15 protein-coding genes are annotated in these 15,611 nt (G+C 70.6%); 8 read left to right on the forward strand and 7 right to left on the reverse strand.

Annotated elements, in window-relative coordinates:
* Positions 1-288: 288 nt before the first annotated feature.
* The 6 genes from AXA68_RS05735 to AXA68_RS05760 all read left to right on the forward strand — a co-directional run bounded on the left by AXA68_RS05735 (position 289) and on the right by AXA68_RS05760 (position 7,612).
* Positions 289-1,902 (forward strand): Na+/H+ antiporter NhaC family protein, encoded by a 1,614-nt coding sequence (locus AXA68_RS05735; RefSeq protein ID WP_066413987.1) that lies wholly within the window; start codon positions 289-291, stop codon positions 1,900-1,902.
* A 702-nt stretch (positions 1,903-2,604) separates the two neighbouring features.
* On the forward strand, positions 2,605-4,359 hold the full coding sequence (gene polX / locus AXA68_RS05740; protein WP_066413989.1) for a DNA polymerase/3'-5' exonuclease PolX: 1,755 nt from the start codon (positions 2,605-2,607) through the stop codon (positions 4,357-4,359).
* A gap of 10 nt (positions 4,360-4,369) precedes the next feature.
* Positions 4,370-4,852 (forward strand): Mut7-C RNAse domain-containing protein, encoded by a 483-nt coding sequence (locus tag AXA68_RS05745; protein WP_066413995.1) that lies wholly within the window; start codon positions 4,370-4,372, stop codon positions 4,850-4,852.
* A gap of 72 nt (positions 4,853-4,924) precedes the next feature.
* Positions 4,925-5,599, forward strand: coding sequence for a DUF7095 family protein (locus AXA68_RS05750; RefSeq protein WP_066413997.1), 675 nt, complete (start codon positions 4,925-4,927; stop codon positions 5,597-5,599).
* Between the two features lie 92 nt (positions 5,600-5,691).
* Positions 5,692-6,846: a pyridoxal phosphate-dependent aminotransferase gene (locus tag AXA68_RS05755; RefSeq protein ID WP_066413998.1), complete on the forward strand. Its 1,155-nt coding sequence runs from the start codon at positions 5,692-5,694 to the stop codon at positions 6,844-6,846.
* A 79-nt stretch (positions 6,847-6,925) separates the two neighbouring features.
* Positions 6,926-7,612: a CPBP family intramembrane glutamic endopeptidase gene (locus AXA68_RS05760; protein WP_066414000.1), complete on the forward strand. Its 687-nt coding sequence runs from the start codon at positions 6,926-6,928 to the stop codon at positions 7,610-7,612.
* An 85-nt stretch (positions 7,613-7,697) separates the two neighbouring features.
* On the opposite strand, the gene AXA68_RS05765 is transcribed toward AXA68_RS05760, so the two are convergent.
* The 6 genes from AXA68_RS05765 to AXA68_RS05790 form a co-directional block, all read right to left on the reverse strand.
* Complete coding sequence (locus AXA68_RS05765) at positions 7,698-8,426, reverse strand: 3-oxoacyl-ACP reductase family protein (RefSeq protein WP_066414002.1); 729 nt, start codon at positions 8,424-8,426, stop codon at positions 7,698-7,700.
* Between the two features lie 96 nt (positions 8,427-8,522).
* Positions 8,523-9,335, reverse strand: coding sequence for a class I SAM-dependent methyltransferase (locus tag AXA68_RS05770; protein WP_066414004.1), 813 nt, complete (start codon positions 9,333-9,335; stop codon positions 8,523-8,525).
* Positions 9,336-9,374: 39 nt separating this feature from the next.
* A complete protein-coding gene (locus tag AXA68_RS05775) occupies positions 9,375-9,809 on the reverse strand; it encodes a hypothetical protein (protein WP_066414006.1) in 435 nt (144 codons plus the stop codon).
* 76 nt (positions 9,810-9,885) lie between these two features.
* Positions 9,886-10,761 (reverse strand): deoxyribonuclease IV, encoded by an 876-nt coding sequence (locus AXA68_RS05780; protein WP_066414008.1) that lies wholly within the window; start codon positions 10,759-10,761, stop codon positions 9,886-9,888.
* Positions 10,762-10,817: 56 nt separating this feature from the next.
* Complete coding sequence (locus tag AXA68_RS05785) at positions 10,818-11,696, reverse strand: lipoate--protein ligase family protein (RefSeq protein ID WP_066414010.1); 879 nt, start codon at positions 11,694-11,696, stop codon at positions 10,818-10,820.
* A 55-nt stretch (positions 11,697-11,751) separates the two neighbouring features.
* Positions 11,752-12,237, reverse strand: a complete 486-nt coding sequence (locus AXA68_RS05790; protein WP_066414011.1) for a hypothetical protein — start codon at positions 12,235-12,237, stop codon at positions 11,752-11,754.
* A gap of 449 nt (positions 12,238-12,686) precedes the next feature.
* Here AXA68_RS05790 and AXA68_RS05795 point away from each other — a divergent pair, with 449 nt between their 5' ends.
* Both AXA68_RS05795 and AXA68_RS05800 read left to right on the forward strand, forming a co-directional pair.
* On the forward strand, positions 12,687-14,396 hold the full coding sequence (locus AXA68_RS05795) for a GMC oxidoreductase (protein WP_066414019.1): 1,710 nt from the start codon (positions 12,687-12,689) through the stop codon (positions 14,394-14,396).
* A 7-nt stretch (positions 14,397-14,403) separates the two neighbouring features.
* Complete coding sequence (locus AXA68_RS05800; RefSeq protein ID WP_066414026.1) at positions 14,404-14,799, forward strand: hypothetical protein; 396 nt, start codon at positions 14,404-14,406, stop codon at positions 14,797-14,799.
* Between the two features lie 43 nt (positions 14,800-14,842).
* On the opposite strand, the gene AXA68_RS05805 is transcribed toward AXA68_RS05800, so the two are convergent.
* Complete coding sequence (locus tag AXA68_RS05805; protein ID WP_198530022.1) at positions 14,843-15,538, reverse strand: VOC family protein; 696 nt, start codon at positions 15,536-15,538, stop codon at positions 14,843-14,845.
* Between the last annotated feature and the right edge of the window lie 73 nt (positions 15,539-15,611).

Raw genomic sequence — 15,611 nt, forward strand, 5'->3', positions numbered from 1 at the left:
TGCCGGTCAACGATCCGCCAGAAAACACGAGATTCGCGTTACTTGTCTCGCCGATCGAACGACGGAATTCATCGATTCGACTACTGTTCACGGTTCACGTGTTTACATTAACACATTTTGTTTGGACATCGGTGGGTTTATGTACGATATCTCTCGACACTACACCGGACGTGGTAGGGAGTCGCACATGTTACCTGTACACAGCCTAACCACCGGAACGGAGCACGGACCGAGCCACGACCCGCCGGCGGGTCGTCTCGAAGCATCTCGCGGCACGGGGAGCAGCCGATGACGGGAGCCGAGACGTTCGGGGCGATCTCGGTCGTCCCGCCGCTCCTGGCGATCGTTCTCGCGATCGTCACCCGTCGGGCGATCCTCTCGCTGTTCCTCGGGATATGGTCTGGCGGGATCATCTTCACGGGGAGCATCGGGATCATCCAGACGCTCAACTGGACGGTCTCGTCACTCGGCGAGAGCCTGTTCAACGCCAAGATCCTCACGATCGTGATGTTCCTCGGCGGCGGGGTCGCCATGATATGGCGGCTCGGTGGGGCGAAAGCCATCGGAAACGCCGCCACATCGCGGCTCGACTCACAACGGAAGGTCGGGCTGGCGACCTGGATCTTCGGCATGCTCTGGTTCTTCGGGGACTACTCCAACACCGCCATCGTCGGCACGACGATGCGGGACATGGCCGACGAGATGCGGATGTCCAGAGAGAAGCTCTCGTACATCATCGACTCCACCGCCGCGCCGGTGGCGACGTTCGGCATCTCCAGTTGGGTCGTCTACCAGCTGAGCATGATCGAACAGGGGTACGAGGCGGCCGGGATCTCCGGACAGGCTCCGGAGGCGTTCAGCCTGTTCCTCCAGAGCATCCCATTCAACATGTACTGTCTGTTCGCCATCGTGATGGTGGGGATCATCATCATCACGCAGCGTGACTTCGGCGAGATGCTCGACGCCGAGCACCGTTCGTGGAAACACGGGAAGGTGCTCCGGGACAACGCGGTCCCGATGCAGAGCGCCGAGGACAGCCTGGGCGAGATGGCGACGGACTCGCCGCAGCTCCGGTACTTCCTCCTCCCCGTCGGCTCGCTCATCACCGTCGTCTTCGCCGGCTCCGCCTACACCGGTATCGCGGCGGCCGGCGAGAACCCGGCGCTCATCGACATCGTCGGCAACGCCGCGTTCGTCGACGCCCTGCTGTGGGGATCCTTCTCGATGGTCGCGATGGGCCTGATCAGCGGGGTCACCGGCGGCCTGATGGACCTCGAGGAGGCGATGGAGACGATCATCGACGGGTTCAGCATGATGATCACCGCGGCGTCGATCCTCGTCATGGCGTGGACCATCGGTACCGTCACGACCGAGCTCGGGACTGGTATCTACGTGACGAACGTCGCGGAGACGATCATCTCCCCGATGCTCCTGCCCGTCGTCATCCTCTTCGCCTCGGCGGTGATCGCCTTCTCCACCGGGACGTCCTGGGGGACGATGGCCATCGTCACGCCGATCGCCATTCCGCTGGCGTGGAGCATCGGCGGCTCCGCTCCGACGCTCCTGCCGGTCGCGGTGGGGACGGTGTTCAGCGGTGCCATCTTCGGCGACCACTGTTCGCCCATCTCGGACACGACGATCCTGTCGTCGACGTTCACCGGGGCGGACCACATCGACCACGTGCGGACGCAGATGTACTACGCGGTGACCGTCATCCTCGTCGCCTCGGTGATGCTGCTGGTCTGGGGCGCGACCCGGATCACGCCGCTCGTCCTGCTGCCGATCGGCGTCGGCCTGCTCTACGGGCTCGTCTACGGGCTCTCGGAGTGGGACGCCAGCCGGAAGAACCTCGCGCCGCAGGCGGCGCGGACCGAACAGCAGTCCTCGCCGTCGGACGACTGACGGCGTCGCGGTGGCCGGTTTTTTTGGTCGAATCGGGGTCGTTCGGCGAGCGTCGGCGTCACGGATGTTTCGATGGGGATCGAGGCGAGTAGAACGGGATCGTTGCTGGCGCGGTGAACACTACCAACGCCCCAGCCGCTCGGCTGTACGCTGCTGAAAACGTGACTGCGGAGAACGTCTCCAAAGCCCCAGCCGGGAGGACTCGCGCACCTCGCTGCGGTCCTCAGTCGCTCGCGCTGCTCGCTCCCTGCGGTCCTTACGTCGGTGTGCTTCGTCCTCCCGGCTGCCCCTTTGAGTCCACCCGACCACTGGAAGACGGTCCTGCTCGCTCACTCCGTTCGCTGCGCGGGCTGCGACTTCCGTGCTCCCGCTCGCTTCGTCGCCGGCGCGAAGCGCCGGCTGTCAGAGGGACCTTCGGTCCCTCGCTACTCGCGGGAACGCACCCGCCCCGCGCCTCACGCCTCCCCAGCCTCGCCGCTCGCGGCTCGCGGTTACACCGCTCGCAATCGAGGTACTCACTTCGTTCGCACCTCGCCACGCTCGCGACGTCCCTCGCGTTCCGGTCGCGGGCCTGCGGCCCGCTCCCGGGCGCGCCACCGCGATCGTTACTTCGACTGTACTGAGTGATTCCATCCGTGATGGATCCGCGATCGACCGTCACGGCCGACAGTATAAGACCCGGCCGGCCGAACGGGTCGTCGAATGAGCCGGAACGACGAGGTCGCGGCGCTCCTCGAGGAGTTCGCGGATCGACTCGAGGCGACGGGCGTCGAGTACAAGCCCACGGCGTACCGCCGCGCGGCCGAGAACGTCCGCGAACACCCGACCCCGATCGAGGACCTGGCGGCCGAGGGCGAGGAGGCGGTCGCCGAGATCGACCGCGTCGGCGACGCCATCGCGTCGAAGATCGTCGAGTACGTCGAGACGGGCGAGATCGCGGAACTCGAGGAGCTTCGCGAGGAGCTGCCGGTCGAGATCGAGGCGCTGACCGCGATCGAGGGCGTCGGCCCGAAGACCGTCGGGACGCTGTACGAGGCGCTCGCGATCACGACGCTCGACGAGATGGAGGCGGCAGCCGAGGCGGGCGAGATCCGCGAGGTGAAGGGGTTCGGCGCGAAGACCGAGGAGTCGATCCTCGAGAACCTCCCCTTCGCGCGCGAGTCGCAGGAGCGGACGCGGCTCGGGGACGCCCGGCCCGTCGCCGACGACGCCCTCGCGTACCTCGCCGACCTCGAAGGGGTCGCCCGCGTCGAGGTGTGCGGCTCGATCCGCCGGTGGAAGGACACGATCGGCGATATCGACCTGCTCGTCGCGAGCGACGAGGGCGAGCCGGTCGTCGACGCCTTCGTCGACTGGCCGGCCGCGGACGCGACGATCGAGGCCGGCACCGGGAAGGCGAGCGTCCGCGCGGACGGCACCCGCGTCGACCTGCGGGTCGTCGACGACGCGGAGTTCGGCGCGGCCCTCCAATACTTCACGGGCTCGAAGGCGCACAACGTCGCGGTCCGTAACCGCGCGATCGACCGCGGGCTCAAGCTCAACGAGTACGGCCTCTTCGACGTGCGCGACGTCGAGGACCCGGACGCCGGTCAGCGGGTCGGCGATCGGGTCGCCGGCGAGACGGAGACGGGCGTGTACGACGCGCTCGACCTGGCGTACGTCCCGCCGGAGCTCCGAGAGGACACCGGCGAGGTCGCGGCCGCGGCCGCCGGCGATCTCCCCGATCTCGTCGCCCCCGACGACCTTCGCGGCGACCTCCACACCCACACGGACTGGTCCGACGGCGCGTTCACGGTCGCGGAGATGATCGCGGCCGCGGCCGACCGCGGCCACGAGTACCACGCGGTCACCGATCACGCCGCGGGGCCGGGCGTGTTCGGAAACGTCGGGCTCGAGGAGGCCGAGATCGCGGACCAGGCGGCGGCGGTCGCCGAGGCGGCCGACGCGGTCGACGCCGACGTCGAGGTGCTCCACGGCATCGAGGCCAACATCGACGCCGACGGCGGGATCACCACCGACGACGCGACGCTCGCCGACCTCGACGTCGTGGTCGCCTCCCCGCACGCCGCGCTCGACGCGGAGCCTGACGCCGCCACCGAGCGGCTCGTGCGGGCGGTCGAACACCCCGAGGTCGACGTTCTCGGTCACCCCACCGGCCGGCTGATCAACGAGCGCCGCGGGCTCGATCCCGACATGGAGCGGGTCGCGGCCGCGGCCGCGAGCGAGGGCGTCGCGATCGAGGTGAACGCGAACCCCGCCCGGCTCGACGCCGACGGTGCCGCCGTCCGCGCCGCGATCGAGGCGGGCGCGACCGTCGCCGTGAACACGGACGCGCACGCGCCCCGCGAACTCGACAACGCCCGGTACGGCGTCCACACCGCCCGCCGCGGCTGGGCCGAGACCGCCGACGTGCTCAACGCGTACCCGATCGACGAGCTTCGCGACTTTCTCGCGTAGCCACGAAGCCGTGACTCGTGATCCCACGGGGGACGACCCGCCCCGCGTCCTCCTCGACGTCATGTGCGGCGCGCTCGCGAGGTACCTCCGGTTCTGCGGGTACGACGCGGCGTACGCGCTCGATGAAGGCGTCGAGGACGACGACCGGCTCGCGGCGCTGGCCGCCGCCGAGAAACGGACCCTCCTCACCCGTGACCGCGAGCTCGCCGCCCGCGTCGACGACTCCCTGCTTCTCACCGAGCGCGACGTGCTCGACCAGCTCCGCGAGGTCGCCGACGCGGGCTATCCGGTCTCGATCGCGACGGAGCCGACCCGGTGTGGCTCCTGTAACGGCCCGCTGGAGCGGGTCGACGGGGCGGCCGATCCCCCGTCGTACGTCCCCGACGATCCCCGGCCTCGATGGCGGTGTCGCGACTGCGGCCAGTGGTTCTGGAAGGGGAGCCACTGGGCGTCGGTCGCCGAGCGGGTGGCGGGGATCGGCGCGGACGGGTAGCCGGTCGTCGACTCCCCGTCGTCCCCACGCCGAGCGCAACCCGTATGGCCGACCCGCCCGTACCGCGGGCCGATGGAACTGGAGCGGGCAGTCGACCGGCTGGAGGCGATCGTCGACCGCGTCGAGGAGGAGGAGATGCCCGTCCCCGTCCGCGAGGTGTGGGCGTTCGGCGACGTCGCGCTCGGGCTCGACCCGATCGACCGGCTCGACGTCTACCTCACGAAGGACGTGCTGATGGAGAGCGACGCGGACGCCGCGGCGGACTTCGAGGCGGAGTACGGGGTCAAGGGGGTCGGATCGACGGTTCGCGCGTCGTGGGCGGAGGCGAACCCCGACCGCGTGCGCGCCAGCGACAACGGCTACGCCGCCCCCGAGAAGTGCCTCGCGGCCGAGCTGCTCGCCGGGATCGACGCGGACGCCGCCGGCACCGATGCCGACGCCCCGATCCACCTCGAGGTGTGTAACGCGAGCTTCGGCGACAACGTGACCCAGCGGCTCAAGGGCGCGCTCGCTCGGGAGGCGTACGGCGAGGTCCTCGACCCTCGCGGCGTCTGTCTGTGGGCGGACGGCCGCCGGGACGAGGAGGCCCTCTCCCGGCTCCGTGAGGCGGCGTTCGCGATGCCGACGCTGCCCGCCGCGCTCGCGTCGCTCGGCGTCGACGACGACGTCGCCGGGGCGGTCGCGGACGCGCTGGCGGCCCAGCGCGCCGACCAGGACGGGTCGTCGGTCCGCGGCGACATGGTGTAGCGGGGGCCGCCGGTCCGCGGCGACGCGGCGCAGACCCTCCCGACGATTTCCGCGACCCGACTCCTTTTGGGACCGATCCGCGTGGGGATCGTATGCCCACGCCGACCGACCGCGTCCGGAACGCGGACCGATCGAGCATCCGCGTGATGTACGACCTCGCCCAGGAGCAGGGCGGAGACCTCGTCAGACTCGAGGTCGGCGAGCCCGACTTCGACACGCCCGGACACGTGATCGACGCGGCCGCCGACGCCGCCCGCGGCGGCGCGACCCACTACACCTCCAACGCCGGGATGCCCGCCTGCCGCCGGGCGATAAGCGACACGCTCGCGCGCGACTACGGCGTCGAACACGACCCCTCGGAGATCGTCGTCACCGTCGGCGGGATGGAGGCGCTCCACCTGGCCACGCTCGCGACCGTCTCGCCGGGCGAGGAGCTGCTCGTCCCCGGTCCGACCTGGCCCAACTACGCGACGCAGGCGCGGCTCGCGGACGGCACGTTCCGGGAGGTGCCCATGCCCGCCGAGACCGGGTTCGACCTCGAGGCGGACCGCGTGATCGACGCGATGAGCGACGACACCGCCGCGGTCGTGCTCACGACGCCCTCGAACCCGACCGGCCGCGTCTTCGACCCCGAGGAGTGCCGGGCGGTCGTCGAGGCCGCCGCCGACCACGACGCCTACGTGATCGCCGACGAGGTGTATCTCGGGCTCACCTACGACGGCCCCGCCGAGGGCATCGCCGCCTACACCGGCCACCCCGACCACGTCCTGACCGTCGGCTCCTGCTCGAAGCGGTACGCCATGACCGGCTGGCGGCTCGGCTGGCTCGCCGGCGACGACCACGTGATCGACGACGTGACCCGCGTCCACGAGTCGACGACCGCCTGCGCGTCGAGCGTCGCCCAGCACGCGGCGATCGCCGCGCTCACCGGCCCGCAGGAGCCGTACGAGGAGATGTACGACGCCTTCCGGGAGCGTCGCGACCTCGTCGTCGACCGCGTCGCCGATATCGACGGCCTCTCGTGTCCCCGTCCGGAGGGCGCGTTCTACGCCTACCTCGACCCCGGCCTCGACGCGCCCGCGATCGACGTCGCGAAGTTCCTCCTCAAGGAGCACGGCGTCGTGCTCGCGCCCGGCGACGGCTTCGGCGACTCGACGCCCGGCCGGCTCCGCCTCTCCTTCGCGAACTCCACCGAGCGGATCGAGGAGGGGTTCGACCGGATCGAGGCGGGACTGGACGCGTACTGAGGCGGCGGTTCCCGCATCGCGAGAGCCGGCACCCGTCTTCATATTAGTCGGCCGAGTGGTCGACCGTGGAGGGTCACGAGTGTCCGCCGATACGAAGCGCCCCGCGTCTCGGTCCGCCCCGTCGCTCGCCGTCGTCGTCGGGCTGGTCGTTGCGCTGTTCGGGAGCCCGCTGATCGGTCTGCTGGACGTTTCGGAGCGTCTCGGCACTACGACGGCCGGGCGGCTGTTGGTCAACTCGGCCGTCATGTGGATCCTGGTCGGCGTGGTCCTCGCGGTCGTCCTGTACTGGGAGCGACGGCCCCTCGGATCGATCGGGCTCGAACCGCCGAGCCGCCGCGACGCGGTCCTCGGAGCGGCCGCGGGGGTCGCGGGAGTCGTGCTCGGCGTGCTGGTCACGGGGGCGGCCGTCGTCGCGTTTCGGTTGGAGCAGCCGGAGACGCTCTCGACGCTCGCGACCCTGTCTCTGCCGGTGAAACTGGCGATCGTCGCCACGGCGGTCGTCACCGAGGAAGTGCTGTGGCGGGGGTACCCCATCGAGCGCCTGACCGAACTCACGGGCAGCGTCCGGCTCGCGGCGGCCGCGAGCGGGGTCGTCTTCCTCGCCGTCCACTACCCCGCGTGGGGACTCGTCGGCGCGATCCCGCAGGCGGTGTTCACGTCGGCGATCGTCGGCGTCTACGTGTGGACCCGCAACCTCGTCGCCTGTGTGCTCGCGCACGCCGTGATCAACGTCGCGATGATACTGGTGATCCCGGCGTTCGTGTGACCGATCGGTTCACCCTCCGCCGGTTACCGTCGAGAGACGGCCGGTCCTCGTCGTCCTCGACGAGAGCGCATCGCCTCCTCGCCGATCAGTTCATCAACTCGCCGCCGTTCACGTTCAGCGTCTCGCCGGTGACGAACCCCGCGTCCCGGAGGTAGGCGGCCGCCTCGGCGATGTCCTCCGGTCGACCGAAGCGGTCGACGGGGATCGCCTCGAGCTGTTCGCGCTCCTCCTCCGGCGTCCGGTCGCCGGTCATGTCCGTCTCGACGTGGCCGGGCGCGATGGCGTTCACTCGGACTTCGGGCGCGAAGTCGGCGGCGTGGCTGCGGGTGAGAGACAGCAGCGCCCCCTTCGAGGCGGCGTAGTGGCACTCGATCGGCGCGCCGGTGTGTGCGAGAATGGAGGAGACGTTCGTCACCGAGGGACCGTCCGCGGAGTCTCGGAGGTACGGCAGCGCCGCCTTCGTGGCGTTGAACGCGGAGTTGACGTTCACGTCCATGACCCGGTCGAAGTCGTCGGGATCCAACTCCTCGGTGTACACGTGCTGGTCGATCCCGGCGTTGTTGACGACGTGGTCGACGCCGCCGAACGCGTCCGCGGCGGTCTCGACCAGTCCGGCGGCCGCCTCGGGATCCGAGACGTCCGCCCCGACGACGACCGCCTCTCGCCCTCGGTCCCGGACCTCGGCCGCCACCGACTCGGCGGCGTCCTCGCTCGTGTGGTAGTTGACGGCGACGTCGTAGCCGTCCTCGGCGAACCGAAGCGCGATCCCGCGACCGATCCCCCGCGACGACCCCGTCACGACTGCGGCTGGCATGTCTCTCCGGTCCGGGCCGACCGACTTCGTCCTTCCGGACCCGGCGAGGGAGGGGCGGGAAGCGACGGCCCGCACTCTACCGAACTCGACTCGCCGTCACCGAACCCGCCCCACCGTCACCTCGAAGGGAACGAGCTCGACGCGCTCGTACTCGCCGTCGCGCATCGCCGCGACCACGTCTCGACCCATCTCCCGCCAGCGACGGCGCAGGTCGTCGTACGCCGCCGGCGACAGCACCTCGCGCAGCTCCGTCCGGTGGTCGTCGAGCCCCGCGCCGGACGCCTTCCGGGCGGCGGACTCGAGGGCGGGCTCGGCGTACGGCGGGGCCGTCCGCTTCTCGTGGAGGTACCGCCGGGTTCGGACGTCGACGAGGCCGGCGTCCGCGAACAGCGACTCGACGCGGTCGCCGAGGGCCACGTCGGTCCCGACGCCCGCGAGGTACGCCTCCCGCGCCTCCCGCTCGAGGTCCGACTCGGCCTCGACCGTCGAGGAGACGGCCACCTCGGCGTTGTTCGGCTCCACGGCCGTGACGAGGTCGGCGGAGACCCGCGCGAGTTCCCGCACCGCGTCCGCCGGCTCGGGCAGGTTGATGAGGAGCGCCTGACAGGTCGCGAGGTCGACGCCGTCGTCCCGGACGGGGAGCCGCGTCGCGTCGCCGGCGGCGTAGGACGCGGGCGCGGACGTCTCCTCGCGGGCGACCGCCAGCAGGTCCGCGTCGGCGTCGACGCCGATCACGGTCGCGTCCGGTCCCGCCTCCTCGGCGAGGACCCGGGTGAACTCGCCCGTGCCGCAGCCGACGTCGAGGACGCGCTCGCGGTCGGGAAGCGAGAGATCCGCGAGCGCCTCGCGCCCGTCCGCCCACATCCCCTCGCGGGTGAACTCGAGGTACTCGGCCGAGAACCGTCTCACGTCGTCCCGTTCGCGGCGGCGGGGATTAAGCGGTCGGGTTCACTCGCCCGACCCGATCCCGACGAGGTCGGCGACCAGCGCGGCGGTGACGCCCGCACAGAAGCCGACGAACGCGCTCGCGAGGCCGCCGGCCAGAAGCGATCCCGTGAGGTCGGCGACCCACGCGCCGCCGTCGACCACCGGTGCGCCGAGCGCGCTCGCGACCCCGAGGACGACGACCGGGACGACGCCGACCGCCAGACAGGCCGGTCCGCCGCAGCGGGCGTACGCGCCGACGGCGGCGATCGGCGCGGGCGCGTACACCGCCACCGCGGGGAGCGTCCGCGTCGAGAGCGTCGCCACGGTCCGGTGATCGACCGCGCTCGCGAGGAGGGTCGCCGCCGTCACGATTCCCACGGCGACGGCGAATCCGACCACGAGCCCGACCGCTCGCCCGCGCCCGCGCCCGAACAGCAGCGCATTCGTGGCCGTCATGGGTCGCGTTCACACGCCGAACGGACTTAAAAACGCGTCAGACGGGCGTCTCCGGTCTCCCGCGTCCCCGTCGCCCTCACTCGCCGCGGAGCTCCCGGACGCGCTCGATGTTCCACGCGAAGCTCTTGCCGTCCTCCGTCGGGGTCTCGAGCACGAACGGGAGCTCGGCGAGGTCGGGGTGGTTTATCACCCGCTCCATCCCCTCCTCGCCGATGAGCCCCTCGCCGACGTGGGCGTGTTCGTCCTTGTTGGTGCCGCAGGCGTGTTTCGAGTCGTTGAGGTGGATACACTTCAGGTGCTCTAACCCCACCACGTCGTCGAACTCCGCGACCGTCTCGTCGACCGCCTCGGCCGTCGAGAGGTCGTAGCCGGCCGCGAACGCGTGGGCGGTGTCGATACAGACGTCGATGTCCGTCTCCGTCCGATCGATGACGCCCGCGAGGTGTTCGAACTCGCCGCCGAGTTTCGTCCCCGCGCCCGCGTCGCTCTCGACCAGGATCGTCACGCCCTCCGGGACGTCGACGTCGTCGATGACGCTCGCCGCGTTGTCGAGGCCGCCCTCGACGCCCGCGCCGGTGTGGGCTCCGAGGTGGACGTTCACGTAGGGGATCCCGAGCGCGGCCGCGGCGTCGACCTCCCGTTGCATCGACTCCAGCGACTTCTCGCGGAGCCCCTCCTTCGGCGTACAGAGGTTGACGAGGTAGGAGGTGTGGATGACCCACGGCCCGTCGAGGTCGCGTTCGGTGTACTCGCGGAACTGTGCGGCCTCCTCCTCGTCGAGGTTCGGATCCTCCCACACCTGCGGGGAGTGGGTGAAGATCTGTCCGCAGTTGCCGCCGAACTGCGTCTGTCTGAACACCGCGTTCGCGATGTTTCCATGTGGTGGTGTCTCGGGATCGTTGGACGCTCTCGACGTGGAGATGGAGACGTGCGCGCCGACCTTCAGGCTCATACGGGCGATAGGCGGGGGAGGGGAAAAGCCGCTTCGGAAGGCGCCGGCCGGACCGCTCAGCGGTCGCCGGGACGCGACCGAACCCAGTCGTCGTCGCGGTACCGCTCCGCGACGAGATCTCGCGCGCGCTCGAGTTCGGCGTCGGTCCACGAGCCGTCCCGGTCGAGCGAGCCGGCTCCGTCCGAGCGACCGTCTCCGGGCCTGCCCTCCCTCTCGGCCTCCGCCTCGATCCCCGCCTCGACCCACGACGCGAGCGACTCCTCGACCGCCGCGACCGCCTCCGCGCGGTCGACGTCGGCCAGCTCGTCGATACCGACGACGCGCTCCCGGAACGTCTCCGGATCCACCGGCGGGTCGGCGAACGCGTCGAGGTGGGCCTCCGCGTCGACCGAGAAGGTGAGCGAGCCGTGCTGGATCACCGCATCGCGGGTCCGGTACTGCGCGTTGCCGGCGACCTTCCGACCCGCGGCGACCACGTCGTGAGCGGGGTGGAGCTCCCGGAGGTAACACGCCGGGTGGTACAGCTCCGGGACCGCCTCCTCGACGTAGTCGGCGTCGATCCCGAGCCGGGCGAACGCGTCCAGGATCGGCTCACACAGCAGGTGGTAGGCGTCGAGGAGGTCTCCGGGCACGTCTCCGGCGGGGACGGCGATCGAGTAGGCGACGTCGCCGTACGAGTCGTGGACGATCCCGCCGCCGCCGGTCCGCCTGCGGGTGACGTCGACGCCCGCACGCTCGCAGGCGTCCCAGTCGACCGTCTCCGGGTCCTGCCCGTAGCCGAGCGTGAGACAGGTCGGGTCCCAGCGGTAGGTGCGGACCGTGGCGGGTCCGCCGTCGCTCGCGGTCTCAGCCGCGACCTCGTCGAGCGCCATCTGGATCGGCCCCGGACGGGCCTCCTCGCGGATCAGCCGCCACTCGCCTGCCGGCGCGGTCATACCGTCACCGTCGGACGGCGCGCCGAAAGCGGTTGCGTTCGCGGTCGGCCGCGACTCAGTGTCCGCCGCCGTCCGTCTCGATCGTCGTCTCCTCGTACTCGATGCCGGCCTCCTCGAGGAACGACGCCAGCGTCTCCATCCCACGGTCGAAGTCGAAGCCGACCCCGTCGATGTGGGCGTTGCCGGTCTCGGTCGGTTCGAGCTCCCAGTGGGCGTGAAGCTCGATCCGTCCGTCCTCGCCGTGCCAGCCGCGAAGGTGCGTCTGCCACCAGCGATACGTCGTCCCGTCGACCGTCCGTTCCTCGTACACCACGCGGGCGAGGTTCAGGATCTCGCCGCGCTCGTAGTAGGAGAATTCCCAGTTGGGCGCGAAACTGAACGCGCCCAGCTCCCGTTCGAGCTCCGGGACCGTCCGGTCGACGACGAGGTACTCTCCCGAGGGTCTCGACGCCGTGAAAAGCGCCTTTCGAAGCTGGCGGTACGCGGTCCGAACGGCGTCGAACGGGACGTTGACGACGTCCCAGAGGTTGATCCCCGTCATCTACCCGACCGAGAACGACGCGGGTGCGGTCGGAGCCGAGACGGACGCGGTGCGGTTCGTGGACCCGTCGGTCGTTGGATGCGCATAGTTGGCAATTGTCACCGAACTATTTAATACCGGATCCCAAACACGACCCGACCGGGAACTGCCGTGTTACCGGGTTGCGTCCGTCCTTCGCGCGATCCGCCGCCTACCCGCGGGCGAATCCACTCCTCCGATCGGGACCGGTCGCCGTGGTGATCCCCCTCGGGCTCCCGCCCAAACGTTTAATCCTTGCCCGTGTGACACTATGGCATGATCGCTGCTCGGCGGACGGACGGTTCGCGCACGGAGACGACGCTTCGGGGCCGTGCGAGCGACACGGTCGGGTCCGACGCGGCGACCGGACCCCGTACGCCGAGCGGGTCGGGTATGACCGAGCCGGTACGACCGAGCCGGGGTGAGCACGCATGGTCGCGGACGCCTATGACGCGGTAGTGGTCGGGGCGGGCGGTGACGGCCCCGTGACGGCCTGGAAGCTGGCGGAGGCCGGGCTGTCGGTACTGGTACTCGAAGCCGGCCCGTTTCACGGCAACGAGCAGTGGCCGAACCCGCACGAGGAGCCGGGGGGAGAGGCCTCCTCGAGCGTCGAGGACCTGAGCGGCGACCTCCTCGACGAGCAGTTCACCACCCGCGAGTTCGAGATGCTGAACGAGCTGCTCTTCGGGCCGGCCGATCACGAGCGGGGGCTCTGGTTCCGGAAGTTCCCCGGCGACGGCGCGATCCTCCAGTGTGCCGGCGTCGGCGGCACCACCCTCCACTACCTCGGGAACCATCCCCGCGCGTACCCGGCGTCGATCGACGAGCAGGGCCACTGGCCGATCGAGTACGCCGACCTGGTTCCCTACTATCGGGAGGTCGAGGAGATGTGTGAGGTCGCCCCCGCCCCGTTCACCGCCAAGGAGGAGCTCTTCGCCCGCGGGGCGGAGGCGGCGGGGTGGGACCTGATAGAGGACCTGAACGTCACCGAGCCGGGGTACCGGCCCCAGCCGAACGCGATCAAGCGGCCGGACGAGCGGCTCCACGTCGACGGCGACTACGACGGCGAGTTCACCTATCCCGACGTGGAGGGCGACACCCTCGCGCTCGGCAACATCACGGGGAACCCCCACCCGCGGGGCGCGCCCTTCGAGGAGAAGGCGAAACAAGCCAGCAACGTGAGCTTCGTTCCCGCGGCGCTACGCACCGACAACGTGACGATCCGGCCGAACGCCTTCGTCACCGACGTGATCACCGAGCGGGGGTTGGGGGACGTTCCGACCGCGGCGGGCGTGGAGTTCCGGGACACGTGGTCGGGGTCGACGGAGCGGGTGGACGCGGAGGTGGTCGTCCTCGCGGCGGGGGCGATCGAGACGCCCAGGCTCTGGCTCAACGCCGATCTCCCCGAAAACGACTGGGTCGGTCGCGGGATGACCATCCACTTCCCGGACAGCGTGATGGGGCTGTGGGACGGCGACGATCTCGAGGAGACGATCGGGAAGAGGACGGTCGACCAGCACCACGGCCAGGACAGCGCGGTCCGGTTCGACTATCCGGGCGTGGGGATGTTCCAGCCGATCACGGCCGCGCCCGGGATCGCCGCGTTCCTCGGCTTCGGCGCGAGCGCGTCGGGGTTCGCGTTCCAGAACGACCCCGCGGACGCGCCCTGGGACACGACGGGCCGGCTGGTCGGATCGGAACTCAAGCGACTGCTCGCGGACTACCGCCGCCTCCTCCCCCTCTTCGTCCTCACCGACGACCGGCCGCACGAGCGCAACGGGATCTCGGTCGCGCCCGGGATCGCGGACGAGCACGGGCCGGTCGCGCAGGTCAACTTCGAGCCGAGCGAGGGGGATCGGAAGCGGCGGGACGAACTGGCGGAGATCGCGGCGGAGGTCCTGCGGGAGGCGGGGGCTTCACACGTCCACCGCTCGGACTCCCCGCCGACCGCCATCCACATCCACAGCACGATGCGGATGGGGAAGGTGGTGGACGAGGCGTGCGAGGCGTACGACGTGGACCGGCTGTTCGTGGCCGATCACTCCGCGCTCGCGAACGGCGTCGGCGGACCGAACCCGACGAACACGGGGCAGGCGCTGGCCGCCCGCACGGGCGAGAAGATCGTCGAGCGGCACTTCTGATCCACCCATGCCGACCACGATCGACCCCGACCGGGTGCGGTACACGCCGCACGCCCTCGCGGCGACGTTGGTGTTCGAGTTCATGCATATCGCCGACGAACTCGCCGGGAACTGGGCTCCCTTCGACCCGATAAACGCCCCGCCGGTGGCGACGGTCGGGATGGGGGCGTTCACGCTCGTCGGCGCGGTGGGGTTGTGGTGGGTCGCGGCCGACCGGCCCTGGGGGTACGCGCTCGCGACCCTCTTCGGCCTCTTCTTCCTGCTGGCGGAGGGCTGGCATCTCGTGGACCCGGCGCACATGACTCCAGTCCGGTGGGTGATCGTCCTCCTCGCACAGCTCTCGGGCGCGGTCACGGTGGTCCTCGGCGCGACCGGCCTCCGCGTCCACGAGCCGTGGCGCTAGCGTCTCCCCGCGCCGACACCGCGTTCCGTCCGCGGAACCGACGCTACCGGGGGAAGACCACGTCGGGCTCCTCGATCGCCGTGAGGTTCGCGGCCACCTCGAGGATCACCCCGCCGAGCGCCTCCCGCATGTCGAGGTACCAGAACTCCAGCCCGTCGAAGACGCCGCTCTGGACCACCGGGATCCCCGCGTCCTCGTACTCCGCGACGACCGCGTGCGGGTCGTCGTAGGCGAAACAGCCGACGTGGTGGATCCCCTCGCCGCCCTCGGCGAGGTGCTCCGTGTACGTGCTCGGTCCCCGCAGCGGCTCGATCAGCTCCACGTTCACGCCCGGGATCCCCGGCGTCGGTAGCTCCGGGAGCGGGATCCCTGGCGGCGGTTCTCCGTCTCCACTCCCGTCCGGACCGGTCCCCGCTGACGATCCGAACCCGAGCAGGTCGCGGAGCGACGTCAGCCACCCGAGCAGGCGCTTGACCGTGCCTCCCCCGGCGACGGACGCCGCCGCGTCGATCGGTCCCTTGACGTCCGCCATCGCCACCCGCATCGAGTACTCGGCGGGCTCGCCGCGGTAGGTCGTGTCCGTCAGCCGCGGCGGCTCGTAGCGGTACACCAGCCACGGCTCGACGCCGAGGAGATCACCGAACCGGCGCATGCTCTCTTCGAGGTCCTCGACGACGAACGCGACGTGCGAGATCTCCGGCAGCGGCTTCTCGATCTTCGGGCGCATCGGGTCGCTCACGGGCACCACCGGCCCGCCACGCCGCCGCCGGTCCGCTCTCCCGACCCCGGTCGCTCGCGTCCGGGGCGTCCGG

Source organism: Halorubrum aethiopicum (assembly GCF_001542905.1).
Taxonomy (GTDB): domain Archaea; phylum Halobacteriota; class Halobacteria; order Halobacteriales; family Haloferacaceae; genus Halorubrum; species Halorubrum aethiopicum.

Excerpts from the sequence above, each read along its gene's own strand:
- AXA68_RS05735 (WP_066413987.1), top strand. The coding sequence starts at position 289 with ATGACGGGAGCCGAGACGTTCGGGGCGATCTCGGTCGTCCCGCCGCTC.
- polX (WP_066413989.1), top strand. The coding sequence starts at position 2,605 with ATGAGCCGGAACGACGAGGTCGCGGCGCTCCTCGAGGAGTTCGCGGAT.
- AXA68_RS05775 (WP_066414006.1), bottom strand. The coding sequence starts at position 9,809 with ATGACGGCCACGAATGCGCTGCTGTTCGGGCGCGGGCGCGGGCGAGCG.
- AXA68_RS05765 (WP_066414002.1), bottom strand. The coding sequence starts at position 8,426 with ATGCCAGCCGCAGTCGTGACGGGGTCGTCGCGGGGGATCGGTCGCGGG.
- AXA68_RS05795 (WP_066414019.1), top strand. The coding sequence starts at position 12,687 with ATGGTCGCGGACGCCTATGACGCGGTAGTGGTCGGGGCGGGCGGTGAC.
- AXA68_RS05785 (WP_066414010.1), bottom strand. The coding sequence starts at position 11,696 with ATGACCGCGCCGGCAGGCGAGTGGCGGCTGATCCGCGAGGAGGCCCGT.
- AXA68_RS05755 (WP_066413998.1), top strand. The coding sequence starts at position 5,692 with ATGCCCACGCCGACCGACCGCGTCCGGAACGCGGACCGATCGAGCATC.
- AXA68_RS05750 (WP_066413997.1), top strand. The coding sequence starts at position 4,925 with ATGGAACTGGAGCGGGCAGTCGACCGGCTGGAGGCGATCGTCGACCGC.
- AXA68_RS05780 (WP_066414008.1), bottom strand. The coding sequence starts at position 10,761 with ATGAGCCTGAAGGTCGGCGCGCACGTCTCCATCTCCACGTCGAGAGCG.
- AXA68_RS05800 (WP_066414026.1), top strand. The coding sequence starts at position 14,404 with ATGCCGACCACGATCGACCCCGACCGGGTGCGGTACACGCCGCACGCC.
- AXA68_RS05790 (WP_066414011.1), bottom strand. The coding sequence starts at position 12,237 with ATGACGGGGATCAACCTCTGGGACGTCGTCAACGTCCCGTTCGACGCC.